Below are 25,438 nucleotides of genomic sequence, written 5' to 3'. Positions count from 1 at the left end.
GTCCGAGGGTGCGGCTGCGGCGCTGCCCCCGTTCGCTCGGCCTCGCAGCCCGTTGGGTTGAATGACGTGGTGGCTAGACGACGTAGGACGAAGAAGAAGCCTCCCTTCGGCATACCCAGGGAGATCATCCTGCTGACGGGCCGGGACGAGTGGCCCTACACGTTCATCGCTGACGACGCGGGTGGCGGATGTGGCAAGATCCCGATGCCCGCCGACGCGGCCCTTGAGGACGTCCAGGCCGCGGTCGTCACGTCACTGGCAGACCTCACCCGCACCTTTCATAGTGTCGAGATCGACATTGCGTGGTCCCCCCTGACACCGAATTCGTGGGTCGGCCGGATCAGTTCCATAGCCGCGGCGGAATCCCCTCCGGCCGGCGGGGCACCTGGTCACGGCTGACTGCGGGTTCGCTGGATGTTGTCTGACGACAGCACCGATCACCCCGGCCGGTTCAGTGCACGGGTGAGTTCGCGATTGGCTGCTCGAGCTGCTTGCAGGTCTTCCGTTCGTTCGTCGAGCTGCCCCTGTAGATCGACTACTTGCTGTTGGAGAGTGGTGATCTGTCGTTGCAACTGGTCGATGTCGACGGAGGCCCCCAGGCCCGAGTCTCGCCAGACCTGTTCGCCCAGGGACTCGGAGAGCCTGCGCTCCAACTGCCGGACCCGGAGGGTCAGCCGGGAGTTGCGCTCCAGCGCGTTCGCCAGGTCTGCCTTCAGGGACGCCCGGGTGACCGCCGCGGCCTCTGAGGCTGGCGAGGGGGCTGCGTCCGCGGCATGAATGCGCTCCAGTAGGTCGCGATGGCGATAGAGGAAGGACCGGTCGACCCTGGCCGCTCGCGCGATCGCTGAGACGGATACGTCCTCGCCCAAGCCGACGGCTGCGGCAATCGCTTTGAGGACCCGCTCTCGACGCCGGGCGGTCTCGTCGGAGCGGCCCTCGCTCATGCTGGTCACGCGGGCCTCGCAGTACGCAGGTCGGGCAGGGGCTGACGGACGCGAGGCATGCCCAGCATGACGCCTTGCCGGCCGCGGCGGGCAACCGTGATTGCTTCTTCGATCTCGGCTCGCTGGCTGGCATCGAGATCGTCCAAGCCGTCCTTGACGCGCTTGATCAGTCGCCGTACTCGGCTGATCTCCTCGTCCGAGGGCATGGCTTCGGTCTTGGCCCAGTCGTCGGCGTCCATGGCTCCCGCCAGGCGCTCGCGGTTCCTGAGCAGGTCGGCGAGGTATGCCTCCAGGTCAGGCAAGTAGGAGACATCGGTACGGAAATGCCCGCAGCCCACGCAGCGGAATCTGACCGGGCAGTCGTTTCCGCCCGCCGCAACATTGGAGGGCTCGGTGCAGACGCCGTAGGGGACGGCGACCTCACCAACGGCCCGGCGAGCATGTTCGGAGTCCAGAAGGGTCTTGGCCTGGCGCCAGACGCGCTTCCCATGGCGGTCGAACTGCATGGTGGAGACACGGTCCACGGCCTCGCGCCGCCGTTTCTCCGTCACTCGGTAATACCCCTGTGTCGTATTCAGGGTCCGGTGGTCCATGAGGACACGCAGGACATCGACGGGTACACCGGCATCCGCGTGTCGTTGGCAATAGGTGTGCCGGTAGGCGTAGAGGAAGATCTTCGACTTGTCGAAGGACTGCGTCCTGGTGACCAGGACGCCATCCGCCTCGGCCTGGGCAGGAGCAGAGAAGTCGGGGAGGGTGTGCACCCACTCTTTGTGGCGACTGGAGAGCCAGCTGGATGTGATCGGCTTACGCCCGTGGGGATTGGCGCGTTGCGTCGGCAGGAGCGCGAGTTCGCTGGTGGGAGTAGAGGGGAACTCGGATCTCGTGCGCTGCTGTTGCTCGATGATGACTTGCGCGGTTGCCTGCGAGATCGGCAGTCGACGGCCGTTCCGACGGGACTTGTAGTTGTCGTAGATCAGCACGTACTGGCCGTCGGAGTCCTGCTTCAGGCAGTCCCAGCGGAGGTGGCAGATTTCGTGAGGTCGGCGACCGGTGTCGATCAACAGCTCAAGCGCGACGCGGTTCTCGGTCCCATGGCGCCCGAATTCGCCAAAAGTGGGCAGCAGATCGCAGATCCGCTGCATCACCTGTAAAGGTAGATCCCGTCCGGCTTCAGAGTCTTCCGGATCATCCGGAATGTCCTCGGGTAGCAGGACAAAGTCGTCGGGCAGCCCATGGAGCGGCCTCCCTGGGCGGACCATTCCGAGCGATTTCATTCTGCCGAGATGGTTGACCAGATAGCGGCAGATCCTCACACGCTGCTTCGCAGAGATCGCCTCGATCTGTTGCAGGTAGGCGAGGCGGTTCAGGAAGGCCGCCACGTCAAGGCGCCCTACAGCCTCGATGTCGTCGCCTCCGTCGGTGCGCTGCATAGCGAGGCTCTCGGAGAGAGCGGCGAACGCATTGACGACATCCTGAACCGTGGCGATGGCGCTGCCGCGACGTTGGGGCAGCGTGAAGAACGCCCATTCCTTCGCAGCGTTTCGCAGCCAGGACTGACGGATCGACGTGAAGTTCAGACGGCCGGCGTGACCAAACACGGCGCCCTCCCATACGTCCTTGGGCCGCTCACTCTCGGGTTTTCGTCCAGCACGACGAACCAGCGTGGCCAGGCTGCTGCAGAGCCCACGAACACCTCGCGCGAGCTGAGCAACGTCTGCGGCAGCGAGCGACGACGCCTTCATCTCTCGCAACCTGTTTGTGAGAGTGCGCAATGTGAAGTGGAGGGTGTGAAGGCCAGCCGTCGTGCGCGCCTGCATTCCGTAGAGAATCTCCGTGACCAAACGGTCAGGCAGCCCCCGCAGGCTGATCTCGTTCGTCGCGGTAACAGGAGCCGCAGTGAGTCGCCAGCTGTCCTCCTCGTCTGCTCCAACGAGGCCCCGCAATAGGACGTTGTGCCAGCGCACTCGGTGAGCATGGCAGTAGGAGGAGGACTTGCTGTCACGCTTCCGGTGGCACGAGTGGACCTCGCACGGACCAAATACCGGCAGGCCAACGACGTCATCGAGGGCGAGGAATTCCTCCAGTGAGGCGTTGCGGCGCTGCATGTAGCCCGCATGGCTCGTACAGAGAGGCGTCTTCCGTGAGCGGAACGGACGCTCACAGCCGGATACCAGACAGTCCTCGACACCCACGATTCGCCGGATTCCCTGTTCTGCTGCCGCGAACTCATCCAGCGACGGCTTGCCCGCTGCCCGCCAGCGCGTTCGACACCCAGAGCACAACCCTCGCGCAATGCTGGTCTGAAGGCATCCCTTCACCCGGCATGGCGGAGAACCCAACTGCGGGTGGTCTGTCGGGAAGACCAGCACTCTCTTCTCCCACGTCCATCCGAGAAGGGCCAAGAACTCCGGCTCCAGCTCAGCCCCCAGCGCTGAGACGTCCACGGGGTTCTCGTCGGTGCTGGGGAACACGCTGGGGACAGCTGTCAGCGGCACGATGGTTCCTCGGTGGAGAGGTCTCGGGGAGACGGGACTCGGTCGATCGCGGCACGCAGCCGGGCTGAAGCCGGATGTAGATACGGCCGGGCGGACTCCGCGTGCTTCTGTCCGAGGAGCATCTGGATCTCGTCGAGGCTGCCACCGGCGTCGGCCACGTTGCTGGCCATCGCATGCCGCATCATGTGCGGCGCGATCCTCCGTTCAAGACCCGCCCTACGGGCCAGGCTCTCGATCGTCTCGCCGACCGCGTCAGGGGTGACAGGGCCCCCCAGCGGCTCGCGGAATAGATTGACCAGTACGAAGTCGCTGCCCGCGGAGCCCAACCGCTCATGACGCTCCAGCGTGTACTGATCGAAGGCCTGAACCACCAGGAAGTCCACCGGCAGGACCACCGTACGTTTGGACTTCGACCAGGCCCCGTTGGGGTTCTGCCGACGGATCACGTGCAGATGAGCACCTTCGGCCCGGCAGCCCAGCATGTTGGAGTCCATCAGCAGGTGTACGTCGCTGCGACGCAAGCCGGCTGCCTGCCCTCGCCGAAGACCCACCCGGGACAGCAGCAGCACGAGCAGCCTGTCCCTGGCCGAGCGGCTTGCCCGGAACATGGCGACGATCTCCTCGTCGCTTGCCCTGTCGACCTCGCTCTCGGTCTCAGGAAGCCTGTGCTGAGCCCGCAGCCGAGTACGCATCCGACCGTCCTCGCTCTGGGCCTGAGCGGGAAGATCTCGGGTGTCACCAACCTGGTAGAGCTGTTCGAGAACCCATCCAGGGATCGAGCGCTCCGTGACCGCATGCGCCAGGAACCCCCGCACCGCGACCAGCACACCGTTGATGCGCCGGGCCCCTCGCGCCGGCTCCGTTCCGGATCCGGGAGAGGCCGTTCGGCCCTCTGACCTCGACGTCTGCCACTTCAGCCAGAGGATGAAGGAGCTGAGATCACGTGCCGCCGTCCGCCAGTCCCGGCCCGTGGTGTGCGACCAGCGAAGGAACAGGACGATGGCGCCCGCGTACGCCTTGGTGGTCGACTCTGCCCGGTCTTGGTTCAGCCGCAGCCCTCTCAGAAACCGGTCGGCTTCCCGGAACACCTGGAGATCGTCATCAACGACGGTCCAATACGCGTCACCGGACGGCATCCGTACCAGGAATGCCTGCATGTACACCCCTCCGCCCCATAGCTGAACGCCACAGCTCGCCACAGAGCAACACCCCCGGAGAACCGTGCTGACCTCTTCAACGAGAGAGGGCTGCGGTACGTCACGCAACACTTCGGGAACCCCCAGAGAACGGCGGCCGCGTCCGCTACCACAAGGTCTGCGAGCTGGACGGGGAGGAGGTGTCGAGCGCCGAGATCGGCAAGGGGTACGAGGAGGCCGACGGGTCCATCATTGCGATCACGGACGAGGATCTGGCGCAGCTGCCGATCGCCACCGCGAAGACGATCGAGATCGTTTCGTTCGTGCCGGCCGATCAGATCGATCCGTTGCAGATGGACGCCGCCTATTACCTGGCGGCGAGCGGGGCTACGGCGGCCAAGCCGTACACGCTGCTGCGGGAGGCGCTGAAGCGGAGCCGGAAGGTCGCGATCGCGAAGTACGCGCTGCGGGGGCGGGAGCGGCTGGGCATGTTGCGGGTCGTCGACGACGTGATCGCGATGCACGGGCTGCTGTGGCCGGACGAGATCCGGGTTCCGGAGGGGGTTGCGCCCGAGGGCGAGGTGTCGGTGCGGGAAGCCGAGCTGGACCTCGCGGACGCGCTGATGGCGACGTTGGGCGAGGTGGAGATGGACTCGCTGCGCGACGACTACCGCGAGGCGGTGGAGGCGATGGTCGCGGCGAAGGCGGGTGGGGAGACGGTTGTGGCGCCGGGGCCTCCGGCGGAGGGTGCGGGTGGGCAGGTCATCGACCTGATGGCGGCGTTGGAGAACAGCGTGCGGGTGGCGAAGGCCTCGCGGGCGGGTCCCGGTCCGGCTGCGGCGGAGGCTGAGGGGGCGGGGGCGGGGGCGGGGGCGGAGGTTACGCCGATTCGGCGGAAAGGGGCCGCGGCCCCGAAGGCGGTGGGCGGGAAGAAGTCGACGGCGTCGGCGGCGGCGTCTGGTGGCGGTGCCACGAAGAAGTCGACTGTTGCGGCCGCTGCGAAGAAGAAGGCCGCTGCCGGGGCCACGAAGAAGTCGACGGCTGCGGCATCGGCCAAGGCCGCCGAGGCGAAGCCGGCGCGGGCTGCCGCGAAGAAGGCGGTGACGCCGCGCAAGCGGAGCTCCGCTTGAGGGGCCGTGGGCCGTGCGGGGCGAAGTCCCCTACCCGCCCTTCCACCGTTCCCCGGGCGCTGCCCGGACCCGCGCCTCAAACGCCGGCGGGGCTGGGTGTGTCCCCGGGCGCTGCCCGGACCCCGGTCCTCAAGCGCCGGACAGGCTGGGAAGGGGTGCCGGGCTGCGCCCGGACCCCCCTGGGGCTCCGCCCCAGACCCCGGTCCTCAAACGCCGGACGGCTGGAAGGCGGCTAGTTCCAGGTTCGGCGGTCTCTGGATGTGGTGAAGAGGGCTTCTACGTCCGGGGGTTTGAGGGTGGTGGGGGTGTTCGTCAGGAAGGTCGTTGTGGTGGCCGGGGTGAGGATGCGGACGTCTCGGAGGGTGGGGGCGACCTCCAGGCGGGTCGCGTCGACCACCGCCAGGACCGGGGTCACCGGGGTCGAGAGGGCGCGGGTCGCGTGCGCCGCCGCGCGGCGGGCTTCGCGGGGGTCCGGGGTGGGTTCGGCCCGGCCCACCGTGAGGAGGAGGTCGCCGATCACCGCGCGCTGGCGGCGGCCCTGGACCGTGCGGATGCAGAAGACGCCGGGCGGGCCGATGAGCAGGTGGTCCGCGACGTTGTGGATGGAGTGCAGGACCTGCCAGTCCTCCGTCTCCGCCAGGGCGTCCAGTACCTCGCCCATCCGCTGCCTCACCGTGAGCTCCTGACGGAGCCGGTGCCGGGCGCGGGTGCCCGCGGTGCCGTACGTGAGGGCGCCCAGCTGCGCCTCCCCCGGGCGGTTCGGGGCCAGGTCCTCGTCGGGCGGGAGGGACAGGCGGAGCAGGTCCTCGGCCGTGGGGACGGGTGGCGGGCCGATGGCGACGGTTCCGCTGAGGTAGGGGCGTAACGCCGTCAGGATCTCCTCCCGGCGCTCGTCCGCCAGCACGCTGATCCGGTTGGCCCGCCGGTCGTACCAGGCCACCGCCCGGCCGTCGGGCAGGTTCACGTACAGCCGCCCCCGGCCCGGCCGGCCGCTCGGCAGTACCTTCAGTCCCCTCGGAGCCATCGCCCTCACCCCCGCCGTCCATGGGAGCAGCCCGGGCGCCCCGCGGCAATCCCCCGGTGGGGTCCGTCCTTCGCCGGGCGGCGTGCGGCCCGTGGCGTGTAACGACTCCGTCGGGTCGCTGAGGCGTGGCTGTTACAGAAGCAACGGGTTACCGCAACGGCCGGTGCATACGTTTATCCCACCTGGACAGCCCAGCGCCTGACCTGCACCGAAGGACGTCCCGTGAACACCGTGAGCCGCAGCCGCCGCACGCTCGTACGCGCCGCCGCCGTGGCCGTGGGCGCCGGCTCCCTGCTGGCGTTCCCCGCGGCGGCCGCGCTCGCCGACGGGGTGCCGTCGGCTTCCTCCGCGCAGGGCGTGACCGCCCCGCGGACCCTGGTCAAGACCCTGTCCCTCGCGGACGGCGTCTCCACCGCGAAGGTGTACCGCGTGACCAAGGGCGCCTACCAGGCCGAGGTGCTGAACCCCGACGGCTCCACGGCCGCCACCCTGACCAGCCGTGACGGCAGCACCGGCTTCGGCGAAGCCGGGGAGATGCACCTCGCGCTGCGGTCCGACGGCCGGCTCAGTTCCTGGGCCGGGAGCGGGAACGACAGCGGGAGCGATGCTCAGGGCTCCAAGAGCTCCTCCGCCGGGTACAAGACCGCGAGTCGGGACGGCCGGGTCGTCCCCGCCGTCGCTTCCTCGCGCTCGGGTACGGGGACCGTCGAGGCGCTCGGCCTGAACACGCTGGCCGACGGCCCGGGCGACGGCATGCTGCTGCTCGCCGCGGGCGGCGGGATCGCGGCCGTCGGCGCCGCCGGGCTGGGCTTCGCGATGCTGCGCCGCGGGCGCACGGACGCCTAGGCCGTCTCGGCCCAGGCCGCCCTGGTCCTCCTGCCCGGGCGCCCGGGCGCACGGGCAGAAACGATGCGGCTCTGCCTACTGTGGACAGGCACGTGCTCATGGAGAGGAGGGCCGGCGGGTGATCGGATCCGGATCCCTTCCCGACCGGGCGGGTCTGCGGGCCGGTCTGCCGGCCGCCCTGCTGACCGCCCTGCTGCTGCCGCTCGCCAGTGCCTGCGGTGACACCGGCGGGCTGGCCGGTGCCGGGGCGACCCCGACCGCGAGCGGGCCCGTACATCTGTGGCCGGGGCGCGCGGGGGCCGTCGTACCGCCCGCCGATCCGGGGGGCGCGCCGCCCGAGTACGTACCCGGGATCGCACCCGTCCGGGACCAGAACGTGCACGCGATCGACCCGGCGACGCTGGTGCAGGCCGAGCTGCGGGCCCACCCGAACGTGCAGACCGGTCCCGACGGGATGCCTCCGCAGACCATCGCCGCGATCAACGAGTGCGGGGCGGACGGGGCCGATCCGAAGAAGTGCCCGGTGCTGACGCCGTACTACCGGGACCTCACCGGCAACGGCAAGGACGAGCTGATCGTCGGCATCGAGTACCCCGAACAGCAGATGTCCGTACGCGTGTACACGGCGGACGCCCAGGGCCGGCTCAACCGGATCATGGCCACCACCGACACCGTCATCAGCGTCGAGCTCGCCGGACGCGACGTGATCCTGCGCGTCCCGAGCGGCAACGCGGGCTACGAGGTGAACACCACCTGGTCCTGGGACCAGACGCAGCGCTCGATGCTGCCGGCGTGGGAGCAGATCGTCCGCGTGCCCGGCACCGGCCCGAGCCGGGCGCCGGCGCCGGCGCCGTCCCCGAGCCCGAGCCCCGGCTCGCCGGGAGCGTCGCGGTGAGGCTTCGGCTGCCCTCGTGGACGGCGACGCTGACCTGGAAGTCGGCGTGCTTCATCGTGCTGATGTGCTGCTCCCTCGCGGCGGTGCTGGGTGTGCTCGTGCACGTGGAGGTGACCGGGCAGACCGTCGCGACGGCCCGCGAGAAGGCGCTGGGCAAACTGACCGACGCCTCGCGCGCCTACGAGGCCGGCGAGGTGCTGCCGCCGGAGTCCGGGCTGGATCCGGCCGGGCTGCCGGACCGGCTGCGCGCGCTGGCCCTGACCGGGGAGCGCGGGACGCTGGTGGCGGAGTACGAGGGCCGGCAGCTGATGTGGGCGGCGGCCCCGGCCGACGGGAAGGCGCTGGCCACGGCCGTCGACTACGGGCAGAGTGCGCGGACGATCAGCGGGCTGGACAACGCGATCATCGGCTCCTCGGTCCTGGCCATCGGCGGGACGCTGCTGGTGGGAGCCTTCGCCGTGACCCGGGTTACGCGGCGGCTGCACCAGACGGCGACGGTGGCCCGCCGGATCACCCAGGGCGACCTGGACGCACGGGTCGGGGATCCGCGGACGAAGGACCCCTCGCGGCACCAGGACGAGGTGGCGACGGTGGCGGCGGCCCTGGACACGATGGCGGGCAGCCTGCAGACGAAGCTCCAGCGGGAGCAGCGGTTCACGGCGGACGTCGCGCACGAGCTGCGCACCCCGCTGACCGGTCTGCAGGCGGCGTCGGAGCTGCTGCCGGAGGGGCGGGCGACGGACATGGTGCAGGAGCGGGTGCGCACGATGCGGCAGCTGACCGAGGACCTGCTGGAGATCTCCCGGCTCGACTCGGGCAGCGAGGTGGTGGAGACGGACCTGCACCAGCTCGGGCGTCTCGCGCGGCGGGTGGTGCGGGCGTCGGGGACGGACACGAAGGTGGTCGTGGCGCGGGACGCGCACGTGGAGACGGACCGGCGGCGCCTGGAGCGGGTGCTGGGGAACCTGGTCGCCAATGCCCACAAGCACGGGCGGGCGCCGGTGGTGGTGACGGTGGACGGGCCGGTGGTGACGGTACGGGACCACGGCGACGGCTATCCCGAGTACCTCGTGTCCCACGGGCCCCAGCGGTTCCGCACCGGGGGCGGGAGCAAGGGGCACGGGCTGGGGCTGACGATCGCGGTGGGACAGGCCGAGGTCATCGGCGCCGGGCTGGTGTTCCGGGACGCGGCGGACGGCGGGGGCGGGGCGGAAGCCGTACTGACCCTGGTCGAGGCCCGGCTGCCGTGACGTGCCGGCCGGCCCGCACCGTGACGGTCGGCCCCCACTGACGTGACGGCCGGCCCCCACCGTGCCGTGACGGCCAGCCCTTACCGGCCTCACTCCCCCGGCGGGGTCGGCTTCGTCCAGGGCCAGCGGAGCTTCGGCTTCTGGCCGCCCGGGGCGTAGACGTACTTCCAGCCCTGCTGGAGGCCCAGCCGCTTGGAGTACCCCGCGGGGACCCGCTCGTAGAGCAGCACCGTGGGGGCGCCGCCGTCCGGGGCGGGGACCGGGATCTCGTACCACTTGGACGGGTGACCGGTCGGGCCGAGGAGGATCGGGAGGGTCCGGCCGTCCATCGGGCCGCCCTCGAAGGGGGTGGGTTGGCTTCTCACCCGTCCAGTCTCACAGCTTTCCGGGAAGGGTCACAGCAGGTGGGCCGCCTCGGAGACCACGGGGATGACCCGGCGGGCCAGTACCCCCACCGGGCCGTCCGCCGATTCGAGCGCGAGGGCGGCGCGGGCCGCCGCGGCCGTTTCCGGGTCGGTGGCGGCCGTGGCCGTGAGCAGGGCGATGAACTGGTCCACCAGCCAGTCCCGGAGCGAGTCGACCTCCGGCTGTTTGCCCTCGTCGATCCAGATCAGCGAGGCGGCCTCGACCGCCGTGATCCACGTGCGCACCATCATGCGCAGCCGCGGGCCGGGGTCCGGCACGCCGAGGTGGAAGAGGATCGCCTCGGCGGCCGCCCGGCGGATGCCGTCGACGGTGGCGGTGGTGCGGGAGGTTTCGACCACGCTGCCGCCCTGGAGGAGGGCGGAGAAGCCCGCGTCGTGTTCGTCGACGAAGGCCAGGTACCGGTCCAGGGCCCGGGAGAGCCGCTGGGTCAGGGGTCCGGCCTGGGGTTCGGCGAAGCAGAGCCGCAGCACGTCGGCCGCCGAGCGCAGGGCGGCTTCGTAGAGCTGCTGCTTCCCGCCGGGGAAGTAGCGGTAGACGAGGGGGCGCGAGACGCCGGCGGCCTCGGCCACGTCGTCCAGCGAGACCTCCTCCGGCGCCCGGTGCGCGAACAACGTCAGGGCCGCGTCGAGGAGCTGGGCCCGGCGCTCCTCGACGCTCAACCTGCGGTACGCCCGTACGGCTGTCATGTCCGCAGGGTAGCCGCACCCCATGACCTTGGGGCGGGGAGTGTCCGGGCGGGTGCAGGCGGGGGGTTGTCAGGCGAGGAGTCCCGAGCTCTTCCAGAGCTTGCGGCCGACTCCGCGCATCACGCCTATGTCGTCCAGGAAGTCGGTGAGCCGCTTGGCTCCGGTCTGCATGACCTCCCGGCGGTGGCCGCTCGCCTTGACCTGGGCGAGCGCCTCGCGGCGGTCGAGCCCGATGTTGTCGTAGACCTGGGGGTTCACGAAGGCCTGCGAGAAGACGCGGGCGGCCTGGCCGCAGCTCACGCGGGTGAGCTCCTGCTCCCAGCGCGGGGCGGTGAGCATCTGCCGGCGCAGTTCCTCGCGGGCGTAGCGGACGTGGCGGGCCTCCTCGATGACGTGGATGCGGGTGACTCCGCGGACGAGGGGCTGGACGCGCTCGTCGGGGAAGGTCAGGCGCTGCATCCAGTCGAGGACCTCCTCGCCGAGGAGGGTGCAGGCGAAGGAGCCGGGGGTGGTGGAGACGGTCTTCAGGACGCGGGCGAGGTTGTGGTTGGTCCGGGAGACCTGGTACTCGGGGGCGCCGCCCGTCTTGATCATGCGGGCGAACATCATCGAGTGGCGGCACTCGTCGGCGATCTCGGTGAGCGCGTACCGGACGTGATTGCTGGTCAGGGACTTGTCGTAGATGTGCCGGGTGAGCAGCTGCATCAGGATGATCTCGAACCAGATGCCGAGCGAGCCGAGGGCGGCCGCCTCGTGGCGGGAGAGTTCGATGCGCTGCTCCTCGCCCATCTTCTTCCAGAGCGGGGTGTCGAAGAGGGAGAGCAGCTCGGGCGGCCAGTAGTACTTGCCGTCGATGGGCGGGGCGTCCCAGTCGAGTTCCTGGTCCGGGTCGAAGGAGTGCTTCGCCGAGGATTCGAGCAGCCGCTCGGCGATCTGCTCGCGGTCCTTGAGCAGGCCGAGGGCGTCGCGGAGCTCGGCTCGTTCGGTCACGGTGGTCATGGCTTCGGACACCTCGTCGTCGAGTTACCGGCGGTCACCTCTTATGAGACTGCCTGTCAGCAAGACCGTCAATCCCCCGCACACGACTTGTTGACCGCGCGTCTACCAACGTGTGACGCTGCCAACTGTCCGGTCCCGTACGGAAGTACGCGGCCGCGCCATGCGCGGTCACGTGAGACGAGGGGGCGTCAGTGTCGACGCACGAGCTCTACACCAACGATCCGGGCGAGACCGTCTGGCCGGTCCCCGCCTCCGGCAACGCCCGCTTCAGCTGGGAGTACGACGGCGGCCGCGAACGGCTGCTGGCCCTGTACCAGAAGGGCAAGGACAAGCAGTGGGACGGCGCCAAGCGCATCGACTGGGACATCGAGGTGGATCCGTACGATCCCCTGGGCACTCCGGACGAGGCGCTTCCGCTGTACGGCACGCGGCACTGGGCCAAGCTCACGGAGCGGGACCGCGGCGAGCTGCGCCGGCACTACAGCGCATGGAACTTCAGCCAGTTCCTGCACGGCGAGCAGGGCGCGATGGTGTGCGCGGCGCGCATCGTCGAGTCGGTGCCGGACCTGGACGCGAAGTTCTACTCCGCCACGCAGACCATGGACGAGGCCCGGCACGCGGAGATCTTCGGGCGGTTCCTGCACGAGAAGATCGGGATGCTCTACCCGATCAACGACAGCCTTCAGGGGCTGCTCGGCGACACCCTGCGCGACTCCCGCTGGGACATGCCGTACCTGGGCATGCAGGTGCTCATCGAGGGGCTGGCGCTGGCCGCCTTCGGGATGATCCGCGACACCACGAACAAGCCGCTGCCCAAGCAGATCCTGGCCTACGTGATGCAGGACGAGGCACGGCACGTGGCGTTCGGGCGGATGGCCCTGCGCGACTACTACAAGCAGTTGACGGACGCGGAGCTGCGCGAGCGCGAGGAGTTCGTGATCGAGGGCTGCTACCTGATGCGGGACCGGCTGCGCGGGGTGGAGGTGCTGGAGAACTTCGGCATCTCGCGCGCCGAGGCGGAGGAGTTCAGCGAGCGCTCCGAGTTCCTGGCGCTCTTCCGCAAGCTGCTGTTCAGCCGGATCGTGCCCTGCGTGAAGGACATCGGGCTGTGGGGCGAGCGGCTGCAGAAGGCGTACCTGGACATGGGCGTCTTCGAGATGGGCAACTCCAACCTGGACCTGCTGATGAGCCAGGACGAGGAGATCGCCGAGGCCCTCGACCGGGAGCGGTTCGCGGCCGAGGAGGAACAGCGGGTGGCGGAGGTGACGCAGGCCATCGCGGAGGGCGCGGGCGCGGACGCCTAGGCCGTCTCTTTCGGATCTTGTCGGTCAGGTCCGCGTCGTCCGGTGCCGTGCCTCGGCGCGCTGCCGGGGCTCCCGCGTACTGGACGTACTCGGGTGCCCCGGCAGCGCGCCGAGGTGCGGTGCCGGGCGGCGCGGACCCGGCAAGATCCGAAAGAGACGGCCTAGAGCGGCGGGCGGCCCGTCGAGCGTTTCAGGGGGCGGACAGTGCCGCCTCCATCACCGCGCGGGCGATGGGAGCTGCCGCGCCGTTGCCGCTGATGTCCCCGCGGACGGCCGAGGCGTCCTCGACGACCACCGCGACCGCCACGGCCGGCGGCCGGCCGCCCCGGGGGCCCGCCCAGGAGATGAACCAGGCGTACGGGGTGCCCGCGTTGCCGACGCCGTGCTGGGCCGTGCCGGTCTTGCCGCCGACCACGGCGCCGGGGATCGCCGCGTTGCGGCCGGTGCCGCCCTCCACCACCTTCACCATCAGCTCCTGCATCCGCATCGCGGTCAGCGGGGTCATGGCCCGGCCGAGGCTGCGCCGGTCGGCGCGGCGGACCGGGTCGCCGTCGTCCTGGGTCGTGCGGTCCACCAGGTAGGGGGCCTTGAGCTCGCCGCCGTTGGCCACGGCCGCCGCCACCATCGCCATCTGCAGCGGGGTGGCCTTGGTGTTGAACTGCCCGATCGAGGACAGGGCCAGCTGGTCGGGACTCATGTCGGTGTCGAAGTTGGACCGCGACACCCAGGCCGGCACGCGCAGCCCCGCGTCGTTGAAGCCGAACCGCCGCGCCGCCTCCGTCATCCCGCGCAGCCCGACCTGTACGCCGATCTTCGCCATCACCGTGTTGCACGACCACTGGATCGCGTCCGCCATCGAGGCGTCGGCGCAGCCCGTGCCCGCGTTCGGCAGCAGGGTGCTGGTGCCGGGCAGCGGGTACGGGTCCGGGGTCTCGGTCGGCGCGTCCACGTCGGAGACCACGCCCGCGTCGAGGGCGGCGGCGGCCGTCACGATCTTGAACGTGGAGCCGGGCGGGTACGTCTCGCGCAGCGCGCGGTTGAGCATCGGCTTGGCGGGGTCCGCATTCAGCTTCTCCCAGGCCTCCTTGACCTTCGGCCCCGTGCCGGAGAGCACGGCGGGGTCGTAGGAGGGGCTGCTGACCAGCGCGAGGATCTTGCCCGTGGCCGGCTCCACGGCGGCGACCGCGCCGCGCTTGCCCGCGAGCCCGGCGTACGCGGCCAGCTGCATGTTCGCCCGGATGGTGGTGACGGCGTCGCCGCCGCCGGGGCGGCCGCGCGAGAGCTCGTACCAGAGCGGGAAGGCCGAGAGCCCGGGGTCGGTGCCGGAGAGGACCGGGTCCTCGGCGCGCTCCAGGAAGCTGGTCCCGTAGGTCTGGGAGGCGAAGCCGGTGACGGGCGCGTAGAGCGGACCGTTCTTGTACGTGCGCTCGTAGCGCAGCAGTTGGCGGCTGTCCCGGGAGCCGGTGACGGGACGGCCGTCGACGGTGATGTCCCCGCGCGGTTCGGCGTACCGCTCGATGGCGGGGCGTTTGTTGGCCGGGTTCGCGCCGTAGCCCGCGGACTCCCAGACCTGTACGCGGCCGACGTTGACCAGCAGGGCGACGAGCAGCAGGGCGCAGAAGTACGCGCACCAGCGGATGTAGCGGATCACGCTTCGGCCTCCTCGGCCGGTCCGGGCCTGCGGGCGCTGTCGCTGAGCCGGACCAGGAGGGCGACGATGATCCAGTTGGTGACCACGGAGGAGCCGCCCTGGGCGAGGAAGGGCATGGCCATGCCGGTCAGCGGGATCAGGCCGGTGACTCCGCCGGCGATGACGAACACCTGGAGCGCGACGATCGAGGCGAGTCCGGTGGCGAGGAGCCGGCCGAAGGGGTCGCGCAGCGCCAGCCCGGCGCGGAATCCGCGGGCGACGAGGAGCCCGTAGAGGAGCAGGATCGCGGTGAGGCCGACGAGGCCGAGCTCCTCCCCGGCGGTGGCGAGGATGAAGTCCGATTTGGCGGCGAAGCCGATGAGGAAGGACTGGCCGTGGCCGAGCCCGGCGCCGAGCAGTCCACCGGCTCCGAAGGCGAAGAGGGACTGGGCGAGCTGGCCGGGGCCGTCGCCGCGCTCGATGGAGGCGAAAGGATTCAGCCAGTCGTCCACGCGGCTGTTCACGTGCGGCTCGAGCGTCCCGACGGCGTACGCGCCCGCGGCCGCGAGCAGCAGCCCGATGGCGATCCAGCCGATCCGGCCGGTGGCCGTGAACAGCATGATCACGAAGAGGCCGAAGAAGAGCAGCGAGGTCCCGAGGTCGCGCTCCAGGACGAGCACGCCGACGGAGAGCAGCCAGATGGCGAGGATCGGGCCGAGCACCCGGCCCGGCAGCAGCTTCAGCTTCCAGAAGAGGGTGCGGCCGGTGAGGGCCAGGGCGGTGCGGTTCGCCGCGAGGTAGGAGGCGAAGAACACGGCGAGCAGGATCTTGGCGAACTCCCCCGGCTGGAAGGAGAGCCCGGCGAACCGGATCCAGATGTGCGCCCCGTTCACGGCCGGGAAGAAGACGGGCACCAGCATCAGCACGAGCGCCGCGGCGACGGACAGGTACGCGTACTTCTGCAGCACCCGGTGGTCGCGCAGCAGCCCGACCACGAGCACGAAGAGCACCAGCCCGAGGGCGGACCAGCGCAGTTGCTCACCGGCGGTGGCGTTCGCGGGGGTGGTGGCGTCGAGGCGCTGGATGAGGACCAGGCCGAGGCCGTTGAGCAGGAAGGCGATCGGGAGCAGCAGCGGGTCGGCGTACGGGGCGCACAGGCGGACGGCGAGGTGGGCGACGAGCGCGGCCACGGCGAGGCCGGCGGCGTAGTGCGCGGCGGGCGCGGGGATGTGGCCGGTGGTGGCGATCCCCACGTAGAGGTGGCCGAGGACGGAGATCAGCACGGCGCCGAAGAGCAGCGACAGCTCGACTCCGCGACGCATGGGCGCACGGGCGTCGGGTGGCGGTGGCGGGGCGGGTTCCGTCACCTTCGCCGTCAGAGCGGTCATACGGGGAAACGTAGCAAGGAGCCGGGCCGTATGTCCGCTTATGTCATAGTGTGCCGAAGAGTCGTCAGAACTGGTCGGAATTGAAGTAGCGGATCAGCTCGTCAGCGGATCAGGAGCCTCCTCCCATGGGACCTGCGGAGTTCATCGTCCTGGCCTTTCCGGAAGAACAGCTGCGCGTCGCGGCGGTCGAGGCGGTGATGGGGCTGCGTAAGGCCGGGGTCGTGCGGCTGATCGACGGGCTGGTGGCCACCAAGACGGCGTCCGGCGCCGTGCTGTCGGCGGAGTTCGACGAGTTCGTCGAACTCCGGGGGCTGCTCGCCCACCGGGAGGCGGCCCCGCTGATCGGTCCGGAGGACGTCAGGGAATCGGCCGAACTGATGGACCGCGGCAGCTGCGCGCTCCTCCTGGTCGTCGAACACGTCTGGGCCGAGGACGCCGCCATCGCCGTCCGCGCCGCGGGCGGCCGGATCGCGGGAGCGGTCCGGCTCCCGGCGGACCGGCTGGGGGTGGCCTGATGTTCATCCGCCCCATCGGCTCCGTGGTGAACCCCTCCCAGCGTCCCTCGGGCCACCCCCTGCTGCGCGGGATCCTGGCGCGCGGGGCCTACGTCTGGGACACGGACCAGCACCCGGCGGCGCCGGTCGCGCACCCCGGCGCGGCCCCGACGCCGGACCGGACCGGGGCCCCCGGCGCGGCCCCGACCCCGAGCCCGCAGCCCGGCCCGACCCCCTCGCCACCGGCGGCACCCGCCGACCGCCGGGAGCCCGCGGCCTCCCACCCGGCCCCGCACCCCGGACCGGAGGCTCCGGGACCGGCCTCCCCCGGGGCCGACCTGACCGACCGCCTGACCCGGCTGGCCGCCCTGGCCCGCGAGGGCCTGCTCACCCCGGAGGAGTTCTCGGCGGCCAAGGCCCGGCTGCTGCGCGACTGACGGCGGGACCCGGGTCAGCTACCGGTGGGCGCTTCGAAGGTCTCGACCGGGCCGAACTCGCCGACGGTGACCTCGTTGCCGGCCGCCATGCCCTGCACGTCCATCCGCTGCTCGAAGCGGAGCGTGCGGCCCTGGGCGTCGATCCACTGGTCGCAGTCGAAGCCCGTGACGCCCTTCGCCTTCATCGACCGGTGTACGCGCGGATCGACCGAGGCGATCTGATCGAGGTCGAGGCGCCCGGCGAGGTGGTGGGCGGGGATCCCGCCCTGGTCCTCCACGCCCTTCTTCGCCGAAGGACCGGTGGCGAGCAGGAGCTTCGCGTATCCCGTGTAGCTCGCCTGGTTGTCCGCGGATGCCGGCATCTTGACCCAGGCGTCGCCCGCCTTGAGACGGTCGCGGATGTAGGTGCCGTCCGCCGTCATGACGCTCTCCATCCAGAAGGCCTGCGCGGCCGGGACCCCGGCCGTGGAGCGGGTCTCCACCCGGCCGGTGAACAGGGTTTCGAAGTTGGCCCGGCCCGTGGTCGTGACGACGTCCTTCCCGGCGAGCTGAGTGGACGCCTTCATCGTCGCCGCATAGGGCGTCCGCCCGGCCTCCGCGAGGGCCTTCTCCAGGTCGAACGCCCCGGCCGCAGTGGGCGCGGCGGAAGCCGGGGTGGATGCGGACCCGGATGCGGATGCGGATGCGGATGCGGACACCGTGGCCGGTGCGGACACCGTGGCGGACGCGGCACCCTTGGAGCCCCCGCAGCCGGACAGAGCGGTGAGGGCGACCGCGGCGGCGGCGAGGGTGAGCAGCGGGTTACGACGCGCATTAAAGGTGATCATCGCCAGGCAGCATCCCATGCGGACGCCTCTCGCTCGAACTGGTTTCCGTCTCGCCGGCCGACTCCCCCCGACCCGCCAACCGGGTGACCCCGGCCCGGCCGGCCGCACCGTTGGGCGATTTGTCATACCGCGCGTGGCAGCATCGGCCGCCAGGAGGTGACCCCATGTCACGACGACGCCGACGTCGGCTGCTTCGCGCCGCCTGCCTCGCCGCAGCCCTCGTCACGGTGGGCCCGCTCCCCGCCGCCCACGCCGAGCCGCCCGCCGCACCCGCGGCCCCGGAGGTTCCCGCCGCCCCGGAGGCACCGGAGACACCGGACGCACCCGGGGCACCGGCGGCCCCGGACGCCCCCGCAACACCCGATGCCCTCGCGGCCCCCGCCGCACCCGCCGAACCCGTCGGCGCCCTCCTCACCCGTCTGCAGGGCCTCTACCAGCGCGCCGAGCAGGCCACCGAGGCCTACAACGCCGCCGAGACCGCCCTCACCGCACGGCAGCGCGAGGAGAGCCGGCTCAGCACCGAGCTCGGCAGGGCCCGTACCGCTGTCACCGACGCCCAGGCCACCACGGGCCGGCTGGCGCGCGAGCAGTACAAGGGGGCCCGCGGATTCTCCCCGTACGCCCGGATGCTGTTCGCCGGGGACCCCCAAGGGGCGCTGGAGCAGCGCCGGGTCGCCGCGCGCGAGGGGGCCCGGCGGGCCGCCGCGCTGGAGCGGCTCACCCGGGGCGAGAAGCAGGCGGACACCCTCGCCACCGCCGCCCGCAAGGCCCTGGACTCCGAGCTGAAGCTGGCCGCCGAGACCAAGCAGCGCAAGGAGGAGGCCGCCAAGCAGCTGGGGGACGTCGAGCGGATGCTGGCCTCGCTCAGCCCCGCCCAGCTCACCGAGCTGGAGACGCGCGAGGCCGAGGACACCGCCACCGCGCAGCGGGAGCTGATCGGTTCGGGGAAGCTGGGCAGCGGGGGCGCGCCCCCGCTCCGCACCCCCACGGCGGCCGGCGGCACGGCCCTCACGTACGCGGCCGCCCAGATCGGGAAGCCGTACGTCTGGGGCGCCGAGGGGCCGGCCTCCTTCGACTGTTCCGGACTGACCTCGCAGGCCTGGGCGCACGCGGGCCGCGAGATCCCCCGGACCAGTCAGGAGCAGTGGGCCCGGCTGCCCCGGGTGCCGCTCGACGAACTGCGCCCCGGCGACCTGGTGGTGTACTTCCCGACCGCCACCCACGTGGCCCTGTACGTCGGCGACGGCAAGGTCATCCAGGCGCCCCGGCCGGGCGCGAAGGTGAAGGTCTCGCCGATCGCCGCGAACCCGCTGCTCGGCGCGGTGCGGCCGGACCCCGACGGGGCGCCGCTGACCGCCTTCAGCCCGCCGCCGCTGTCCGGGGACGCGACGGCGGGGGACGACACGGGTTACTCGGAGACCGAGGCGCCCGCGACCTCCGCCAGGTAGTCCGCCGCGTCCTCGGGGTCGTAGAAGTACGCGTCGAAGTCGGCCGGGTTGTCGAAGCCGTTGGCGAAACGGTCCGCCACCGGCTGGAGCTGCCCGGCCGCGCCGATCAGGTTCAGCACGTGCTCCGGCGGGACGCCGAGCATGGCGTTCGTCCACTGGGTGGTGGGCTTGCCGCTGGTGAACCAGTACTTGTCGAAGGTCGCCTTCATCCACGCCTCGTCGAACGGGTTGTCCCCGTGCATGAGGATCGAGGAGAGGTACGAGGCCGCGCACTTGGCGGCGGAGTTCGAACCCTGCCCGGTGATCGGGTCGTTGGCGACGACCACGTCCGCCACGCCCAGCACCAGCCCGCCGCCGGGCAGCCGGCCGACAGGGTTGCGTACGACGGGGGCGTACCGCCCGGCGAGCGTGGCCCCCGCGTCCGTCAGCTCCACCTTCGTCGCCCGCGCGTACTCCCAGGGAACGAACTTCTCCATCAGGTCCAGCGTCAGCGCGAGGTGGTCCGCCGGGTCCTTCACGCCGCCGAAGGCGTCCACCGGTCCGCCCGGGACGCCCTCCCAGAACAGGATGTCGGCCCGCCCGGAGGTGGTCAGCGTCGGGATCACGAAGAGCTCGCCGACGCCCGGGACCAGGTTGCAGCGCACCGCGTCCGTCTCCGGGTGCTCGGGGCGCGGAGCCAGCCCGTGCACGTACGACACGGCGAGCGCGCGCTGCGGGGCGTCGTACGGGGAGCGGGCCGCGTCCCGGCCGAACAGCGAGACCAGCTCGCCCTTGCCGGCCGCGACCAGCACCAGGTCGTACGTGCGGGCGAAGAAGTCCAGGTCGGAGACGGACGCCCCGTGGACGACCAGCTGGCCGCCGCGCTGCGCGAAGGTGTCGAGCCAGCCGGCCATCTTCACGCGCTGGTCGACGGACTGGGCGAAGCCCTTCAGCTTGCCGAGCCAGTCGATGGCGCGGCTGCTGTCGGGGGCGGAGACCGAGACGCCCAGGCCCCCGATCTTCGGCGCCTGCTGCTCCCAGAAGTTGAGCTGGAGGTCCCGCTCGTGCTGGAGCGCCGTGTCGAACATGCACTGGGTGGACATGACCCGCCCGGTGCGGATCTCGTCCGCCGTCCGGTTGGACATGAGGGTGACCTCGTACCCCTTCGCCTGAAGTCCGAGGGCGAGCTGGAGACCGGACTGGCCGGCGCCGACGACGAGTATCTTGCGCATCTGCACGTTCTCTATTCGGGGGTCGAGTCGAGGGCGTGGCCCACGAGGGTCATCAGGGATTCCAGTACCGTGACCCGGCGCCGCGCGTCCATGATCACGACGGGTACGCGTGCCGGTATGGTCAGCGCCTCCCGCACGTCCTCCGGTGCGTACGAAGGCGTGCCCTCGAAGTGGTTCACGGCCACGGCGTACGGCAGCCCGCAGCTCTCGAAGTAGTCGAGCGCCGGGAAGCAGTCGCGCAGCCGCCGCGTGTCCGCGAGGACGATCCCGCCGACGGCGCCGCGCACCAGGTCGTCCCACATGAACCAGAAGCGTTCCTGGCCGGGGGTCCCGTACACGTACAGGACGAGGTCGTCGTCGAGCGTGACGCGGCCGAAGTCCATGGCGACGGTGGTGGTGTGCTTGTCCGGGGTCGAGGACAGGTCGTCGGTCGGAGCGGCGGCCTCGGTCATCACGGCCTCGGTGCGCAGCGGCCGGATCTCGGAGACGGAACCGACGAACGTGGTCTTGCCCACCCCGAAACCGCCCGCCACCAGCACCTTCACGGCGACGGGCGCGCGCGAGCGGTCGTACTGCCAGGGCTGTACGGGGTCGTCCGGATTCAGCTCCGGGTCCGTGCCCGCGGCCCGGTCCGGGTCCGGGTTCGATTTCGTGTTCGGGGAGAAGAGGTCGGTTTCAGAGACGGCGGAGCCCACTGAGCACCCTTTCGAGCAGAGCGCGGTCGGGACGGCCGCTGCCGTGCCCGGTCCCGTAGACACGGATCCTGCCCTGGTCGGCGAGGTCGCTGACCAGGACGCGGACCACGCCGAGCGGCAGCTTCAGCAGTGCGGCGATCTCGGCGATCGTCCGCATGCGGCGGCAGACCTCGACGATCGCCGGCATCTCCGGCATCCGGTCGGCCTTGCGCGGCTCGGACACCTTGGTGTCGAGGGCCGCGACGAAGGTCTCGACGTGCAGGATCTGCGTGAAGCGGGTGCGGCCGCCCGTAAGGGAGTACGGACGTACGCGGGCGGGACGGCGATCGGCGCCGCGTATCGGCAGCCGGTCGGAGGCCGGACTCCTCACGGGGTGTTCTCCATCGACTTGCGCAGCTCACTGCGGACTTCGGGGGTCAGGACGTGGCCGGCGCGGCCCACGAACAAGGCCATGTGGTACGCGACGACGCTCATGTCGCAGTCGGGCGTGGCGTGCACGCCGAGGAGCGAGCCGTCGCTGATGGCCATGACGAACACGGAACCGTGCTCCATGGCCACCATCGTCTGCTTGACCGAGCCGCCGTCCATCAGGGCGGCGGCGCCCGTGGTGAGCGAGCCGAGGCCGGAGACGATGGTCGCGAGATCGGCGGACGCGCCGCGGGGCCCGCTGGGGCGGGTGGGTGCGGAGGGCGCGGCCGGTGTGTCGGGTGCGACCGGATCGGAGGACAGCAGCAGGAGCCCGTCCGAGGACACGACGGCCACCGAGTTGACCCCGGGAACCTCCTCGACGAGGTCGGTCAGCAGCCACTGAAGGTTGCGTGCCTGGGTGCTCAGTCCGTACGTACTGGACGCGTTCATGTGCGTGCCTCCTGTGCGGTGTCCCCCCGGTCGGTCTGCCCCTGGTCCTGCGGCGGGTCCTGCGGCTCGTCCTGACCGGGAGCGTGCGCGAGCTCGGCCTCCACGACGCGGCGCCCGTCCTGGGCACCCCGGTAGAACCCGCCGAGACGGCGGCGCAGCTCCTCGGCGTCCACCCGGCCCGGCGCGGGGCGCACCTCGTCCCCGCGCCCGGCGGCGACCACGCGGGGGCTCCGCTTGGGGAGCCCCTTGTCGGTGAGGAGTTCCTCCGGCCCGGTCCCCTTCGGGGCCGGGTCACCGGCGGGCGCCCCGGCCTGCGGCGGTACGCGGAACACCTGCTCGGCGGGCACCTCGACCGGTGCCGGGACCCGGAACACCTGCTCCGTGGGCGGCAGCTGCCCGGCCGGAGGCGCGAACGCCGCCGGAGCGGGCTCCGGAGCCACCCGGGCGGGCTGCTCGGCGGCGGAGGCCTGCGCGGTCTCGTGCGCGGGCTCCGGCTCGGGGAAGGACTCGGGGGCAGCGGCCGGGCCGGCGGCCGCGGCCGGCTCCGCGAAGAACTTCGGCTCCAGGTAGGGCTCCGGGGCCGGCTCCGCCCCGGACTCCGGGGCCGCGTAGGGCTCCGGGGACGCTTCGAGGGCGGGCTCCGGCAGGGCCGGGGCCGTCCGGGTGTCGGGCTTGGGGGCCTCGGGCGTCGAGCTCCCGGGCGTGGGGGCGGCAGGGCCCCGTACGCGCGAGGGGAGGGTGTTCTCGTTGGCCTCCGCGATCACACCGGGCAGGTGCAGCGCGGGTGCGCCCGGTGCGCCCAGGGTGTGGACCGGGGACGCCGGCGGGGTGGCGGGCAGCAGCGCCGCCGGTACGACGACCAGCGCCTCCGTACCGCCGTGCCGCAGGGTGCGCAGCTCGGCGCCGACCCCGTGCCGGGTGGCGAGCCGCCCGGCCACGTACAGGCCGAGGCCCAGGCCGTGCTCCGACTCGGGCTCCTCGTCGTACGCGTCCGGCGCGGACAGCCGCTCGTTCAGCGTGGCCAGCCGGTCCCCGGTGATCCCGATGCCCTCGTCGACGACGGACAGCACCACGTCGCCGGAGTCCTGCAGCCATCCGGACACCTTCACCTTGGCGTCGGGCGGCGAGAAGGTCGTGGCGTTCTCCAGCAGCTCGGCCAGTACGTGCGAGATGTCGTCGGCGGCGTGCCCGGCGACCTGCGTGTACGAGGGCAGCACCCCGAGGTCGACGCGCTCGTAGCGCTCGATCTCGCTGACCGCCGCCCGCATCACGTCGACCAGCGGCACCGGCAGACCCTGCCCGTGGCCGTGTTCCTGGCCGGCGAGGACGAGCAGGTTCTCGTTGTGGCGGCGCATCACGGTCGCCAGGTGGTCGAGCTTGAAGAGGGTGGAGAGGCGGTCCGGATCCGGCTCCTCGGACTCCAGCTCCTCGATGACGGCGAGTTGGCGCTCGACGAGCCCCAGGGTCCGCAGGGACAGCGATACGGACGTGGTCGACATGATGCGGCGGTGCTCTTCCAGCCCCGCCCGCAGCTGCGCGAGCTCCGTCTCCAGCGCCTCCCGGCCGGCCGAGAGCGCCTCGTTGCGGCCGATGAGGCGGGTCCGGTCGGCGTCGAGGCCGGCGATCCGGGTGTGCAGGGAGACCGTCTGGTCGCGCACCGCGTTGAGGTGGCGCACGACCTCGGCGAACTCGTCGTTGCGGCCCGTGAACCGGACCGGCTGCACCGAGCCCTCCGGCGTCGCCAGCCGTGCCGCGCCGCGCCGCAGGACCGACAGCGGGCGGGTCAGGGAGCGTGCGACGGCGGTGGAGATGCCGAGGGTGAGGAGGAACAGCACGCCGAGGAAGGCGAGCTTGATCTCCAGCGCGGTCACGTCGTCGTCGCGCAGCGCGGCGAGCGCGGTGGCGCGCTGGCCGGCGAGGGTGGCCTCGACCGAGCGCATCCGGTCGACGCGGGCGGTGAGGGCCGGTCCGACGGTGCCGGGGTCGAGCCTGCGGTCGGCGGCCGAGAGGGAGGGCCGGTCGGTGAGCCGGTCGAGGTAGTCGTCGGCCGTCTTGACCTCGGGTCCGGTGACGGTGGCGGCGAGGCTCTGGCGGACGTCGGGCCGTGCGGCCCGCGCGAAGTCGTCGAGCGCGCCCTGCTCCCGTACGCGCGCCCGCTGGGCGGCGGCGGCGAGTTCGTCCACGTAGGCGCTGCCCGGCTGCCGGTCGCTGCCCGGCACGGACAGGGCGGCGAGCAGCAGTCCGCGGGTGGCGGAGGCCTGCTCCGCGGCCTGGCCGAGGGGGCCCAGCGGGCGGGTGGTGACGAGGGCGTCCGCGGCGCGCGGCGGGGTCAGCTCGGCGAGCCGGCTGCTCGGCGCGAGGAGCTCGGCGATGACTCCGGAGTAGGCCTGGTGGGCGGTGAGGGCGCTGTCCTTGCCCTCGATGGACTCGGTGCGGACGGCGCCGACCCGGCCGAGGGCCTGGGCCAGCTCCTCGTCGGCGTCGGCCTGGACCTCGGCGAGCTGGCGGTCGGTGCCCGCGGCGCGTGCCTGGACCGCGGCGGCCTGCTTGCCCCGGACGCCGCCGGGGCGGCCCTTGGCCACGTACGCGGTGACGGCGTCGCGCTCGTCTCCGAGCAGGTGGGCGAGGGTGAGGGTCTGCCGGCTCCGGTCGGCGAGGGTGACCAGCTCCTGGGAGTCCTTCAGGTCCGCGGAGGCGGACAGGACGGCGGGCGCTCCCGCCGCGAGGACGGCGAGCCCGGCCACGGCGACCCCGATGACCAGCCTGCGGCGCACGCGGACGCGGCGCCCCGCGGGAGCGGTCGCGGAGACCGGGCCGTCGGGGGCTCGTCGGACGGGTGCGGTGCCGTCGGGTGCGGTGCCGTTCGCGACGGTGCCGTTCTTCCGAGGCCGCTTCTTCTGCACCGGTGCTCGCAATCCTGTTTACGTGTGCTGCTCGTGCTCGTTGCCTGTCGGGGCCGGGGTGACGGCCGGTCACCGCAGACGGTCACCCGCCTCCGTTGTACCGCCGTGCCGTACCGCCGCACCGCTTCAGACCCTCGCAGTGAGTTGGGAAGAGGGCCGCACATCGCCCGCCCGGCCACACGAAGGAGTGAACAGCACGGAAGAGTGGGCGACCAACTCGGCGATCGGCTGTCAGAGCCCCGCCGCGGACGGGTGGTTGAAAGATCGATGCGGCTTTTGGCAGGATGCCCGCCCACATGACGCGGGTCACCCTGCCGACGCCGGGGGCCCCTTGACGCCCCACCCGCCCCGCTTTGGTACGGACCTTCCCGGACCCCGCCCGCCCTCGCGGAGCCCCGCGCGGGCAGAA

Annotated in this window: 23 protein-coding genes and 1 pseudogene; 9 read left to right on the top strand and 15 right to left on the bottom strand. The window is 71.7% G+C overall.

Annotated features, from left to right (window positions below; genetic code table 11):
• Positions 1–66: 66 nt before the first annotated feature.
• On the top strand, positions 67–399 hold the full coding sequence (locus tag ACODT5_RS45235) for a hypothetical protein (protein ID WP_422525252.1): 333 nt from the start codon (positions 67–69) through the stop codon (positions 397–399).
• A gap of 38 nt (positions 400–437) precedes the next feature.
• Here the strand turns inward: ACODT5_RS45235 and ACODT5_RS45230 are convergent, their stop codons facing one another.
• From ACODT5_RS45230 to ACODT5_RS45220, 3 genes are all read right to left on the bottom strand, one after another.
• On the bottom strand, positions 438–944 hold the full coding sequence (locus ACODT5_RS45230) for a DUF6262 family protein (protein WP_422525251.1): 507 nt from the start codon (positions 942–944) through the stop codon (positions 438–440).
• A gap of 5 nt (positions 945–949) precedes the next feature.
• Positions 950–3,052: a tyrosine-type recombinase/integrase gene (locus ACODT5_RS45225; RefSeq protein WP_422524693.1), complete on the bottom strand. Its 2,103-nt coding sequence runs from the start codon at positions 3,050–3,052 to the stop codon at positions 950–952.
• A gap of 380 nt (positions 3,053–3,432) precedes the next feature.
• A complete protein-coding gene (locus ACODT5_RS45220; RefSeq protein WP_422524692.1) occupies positions 3,433–4,599 on the bottom strand; it encodes a tyrosine-type recombinase/integrase in 1,167 nt (388 codons plus the stop codon).
• Between the two features lie 128 nt (positions 4,600–4,727).
• Here ACODT5_RS45220 and ku point away from each other — a divergent pair.
• Positions 4,728–5,708, top strand: a pseudogene (gene ku / locus ACODT5_RS45215) (non-homologous end joining protein Ku); the annotation flags it as partial.
• 232 nt (positions 5,709–5,940) lie between these two features.
• Here ku and ACODT5_RS45210 read toward each other — a convergent pair.
• On the bottom strand, positions 5,941–6,732 hold the full coding sequence (locus ACODT5_RS45210) for a nuclease-related domain-containing protein (protein ID WP_422524691.1): 792 nt from the start codon (positions 6,730–6,732) through the stop codon (positions 5,941–5,943).
• A gap of 222 nt (positions 6,733–6,954) precedes the next feature.
• Here ACODT5_RS45210 and ACODT5_RS45205 point away from each other — a divergent pair, with 222 nt between their 5' ends.
• From ACODT5_RS45205 to ACODT5_RS45195, 3 genes are all read left to right on the top strand, one after another.
• Positions 6,955–7,578, top strand: coding sequence for a hypothetical protein (locus ACODT5_RS45205; protein ID WP_422524690.1), 624 nt, complete (start codon positions 6,955–6,957; stop codon positions 7,576–7,578).
• 118 nt (positions 7,579–7,696) lie between these two features.
• Positions 7,697–8,473 carry a hypothetical protein gene (locus ACODT5_RS45200; RefSeq protein WP_422524689.1) on the top strand — a complete coding sequence of 259 codons (777 nt, stop codon included), beginning with the start codon at positions 7,697–7,699 and terminating at the stop codon, positions 8,471–8,473.
• Positions 8,470–9,723, top strand: coding sequence for a histidine kinase dimerization/phospho-acceptor domain-containing protein (locus ACODT5_RS45195; protein ID WP_422525250.1), 1,254 nt, complete (start codon positions 8,470–8,472; stop codon positions 9,721–9,723). The genes ACODT5_RS45200 and ACODT5_RS45195 overlap by 4 nt, the downstream gene beginning before the upstream one ends.
• Before the next feature lie 89 nt (positions 9,724–9,812).
• Here the strand turns inward: ACODT5_RS45195 and ACODT5_RS45190 are convergent, their stop codons facing one another.
• From ACODT5_RS45190 to ACODT5_RS45180, 3 genes are read right to left on the bottom strand one after another with little or no spacing between them, the layout of a single operon-like run.
• The gene (locus ACODT5_RS45190; protein ID WP_422524688.1) at positions 9,813–10,088 is read right to left on the bottom strand and encodes a hypothetical protein; all 276 of its coding nucleotides are present in this window, start codon (positions 10,086–10,088) and stop codon (positions 9,813–9,815) included.
• Between the two features lie 30 nt (positions 10,089–10,118).
• On the bottom strand, positions 10,119–10,859 hold the full coding sequence (locus tag ACODT5_RS45185) for a TetR/AcrR family transcriptional regulator (RefSeq protein ID WP_422524687.1): 741 nt from the start codon (positions 10,857–10,859) through the stop codon (positions 10,119–10,121).
• A gap of 45 nt (positions 10,860–10,904) precedes the next feature.
• The gene (locus tag ACODT5_RS45180) at positions 10,905–11,834 is read right to left on the bottom strand and encodes an AurF N-oxygenase family protein (protein ID WP_385369288.1); all 930 of its coding nucleotides are present in this window, start codon (positions 11,832–11,834) and stop codon (positions 10,905–10,907) included.
• Positions 11,835–12,025: 191 nt separating this feature from the next.
• Between ACODT5_RS45180 and ACODT5_RS45175 the strand changes: the two genes are divergently transcribed.
• Positions 12,026–13,138 carry a ferritin-like domain-containing protein gene (locus tag ACODT5_RS45175; RefSeq protein ID WP_422524686.1) on the top strand — a complete coding sequence of 371 codons (1,113 nt, stop codon included), beginning with the start codon at positions 12,026–12,028 and terminating at the stop codon, positions 13,136–13,138.
• 190 nt (positions 13,139–13,328) lie between these two features.
• On the opposite strand, the gene ACODT5_RS45170 is transcribed toward ACODT5_RS45175, so the two are convergent.
• On the bottom strand, positions 13,329–14,789 hold the full coding sequence (locus ACODT5_RS45170; RefSeq protein ID WP_422524685.1) for a penicillin-binding transpeptidase domain-containing protein: 1,461 nt from the start codon (positions 14,787–14,789) through the stop codon (positions 13,329–13,331).
• Positions 14,786–16,156 carry an FtsW/RodA/SpoVE family cell cycle protein gene (locus ACODT5_RS45165; protein WP_422524684.1) on the bottom strand — a complete coding sequence of 457 codons (1,371 nt, stop codon included), beginning with the start codon at positions 16,154–16,156 and terminating at the stop codon, positions 14,786–14,788. The genes ACODT5_RS45170 and ACODT5_RS45165 overlap by 4 nt, the downstream gene beginning before the upstream one ends.
• 125 nt (positions 16,157–16,281) lie before the next feature.
• On the opposite strand from ACODT5_RS45165, the gene ACODT5_RS45160 reads away from it, so the two are divergent.
• A complete protein-coding gene (locus ACODT5_RS45160) occupies positions 16,282–16,671 on the top strand; it encodes a DUF6325 family protein (protein WP_385369296.1) in 390 nt (129 codons plus the stop codon).
• Complete coding sequence (locus ACODT5_RS45155; protein WP_422524683.1) at positions 16,671–17,087, top strand: SHOCT domain-containing protein; 417 nt, start codon at positions 16,671–16,673, stop codon at positions 17,085–17,087. The genes ACODT5_RS45160 and ACODT5_RS45155 overlap by 1 nt, the downstream gene beginning before the upstream one ends.
• A 14-nt stretch (positions 17,088–17,101) precedes the next feature.
• On the opposite strand, the gene ACODT5_RS45150 is transcribed toward ACODT5_RS45155, so the two are convergent.
• On the bottom strand, positions 17,102–17,914 hold the full coding sequence (locus tag ACODT5_RS45150) for a hypothetical protein (RefSeq protein WP_422524682.1): 813 nt from the start codon (positions 17,912–17,914) through the stop codon (positions 17,102–17,104).
• A gap of 164 nt (positions 17,915–18,078) precedes the next feature.
• Here ACODT5_RS45150 and ACODT5_RS45145 point away from each other — a divergent pair, with 164 nt between their 5' ends.
• Complete coding sequence (locus tag ACODT5_RS45145; protein WP_422524681.1) at positions 18,079–19,362, top strand: C40 family peptidase; 1,284 nt, start codon at positions 18,079–18,081, stop codon at positions 19,360–19,362.
• On the opposite strand, the gene ACODT5_RS45140 is transcribed toward ACODT5_RS45145, so the two are convergent.
• Genes ACODT5_RS45140 through ACODT5_RS45120 form a run of 5 tightly spaced genes read right to left on the bottom strand, consistent with a single transcriptional unit; the run spans position 19,323 to position 25,029 of the window.
• Positions 19,323–20,573, bottom strand: coding sequence for a styrene monooxygenase/indole monooxygenase family protein (locus ACODT5_RS45140; protein WP_422524680.1), 1,251 nt, complete (start codon positions 20,571–20,573; stop codon positions 19,323–19,325). The genes ACODT5_RS45145 and ACODT5_RS45140 overlap by 40 nt on opposite strands.
• 11 nt (positions 20,574–20,584) lie before the next feature.
• Positions 20,585–21,268, bottom strand: a complete 684-nt coding sequence (locus ACODT5_RS45135; RefSeq protein ID WP_422524679.1) for a GTP-binding protein — start codon at positions 21,266–21,268, stop codon at positions 20,585–20,587.
• On the bottom strand, positions 21,249–21,638 hold the full coding sequence (locus tag ACODT5_RS45130) for a DUF742 domain-containing protein (protein WP_327254930.1): 390 nt from the start codon (positions 21,636–21,638) through the stop codon (positions 21,249–21,251). Before ACODT5_RS45130 ends, ACODT5_RS45135 begins: the two co-directional genes overlap by 20 nt.
• Positions 21,635–22,126 carry a roadblock/LC7 domain-containing protein gene (locus tag ACODT5_RS45125; RefSeq protein ID WP_422524678.1) on the bottom strand — a complete coding sequence of 164 codons (492 nt, stop codon included), beginning with the start codon at positions 22,124–22,126 and terminating at the stop codon, positions 21,635–21,637. The genes ACODT5_RS45130 and ACODT5_RS45125 overlap by 4 nt, the downstream gene beginning before the upstream one ends.
• Complete coding sequence (locus ACODT5_RS45120) at positions 22,123–25,029, bottom strand: sensor histidine kinase (RefSeq protein ID WP_422524677.1); 2,907 nt, start codon at positions 25,027–25,029, stop codon at positions 22,123–22,125. Before ACODT5_RS45120 ends, ACODT5_RS45125 begins: the two co-directional genes overlap by 4 nt.
• Between the last annotated feature and the right edge of the window lie 409 nt (positions 25,030–25,438).

Source organism: Streptomyces tatrensis (assembly GCF_049310065.1).
Lineage (GTDB): Bacteria > Actinomycetota > Actinomycetes > Streptomycetales > Streptomycetaceae > Streptomyces.
Note: the sequence above shows the minus strand (reverse complement) of the source record. Positions and strands in the feature narration are given on the sequence as shown.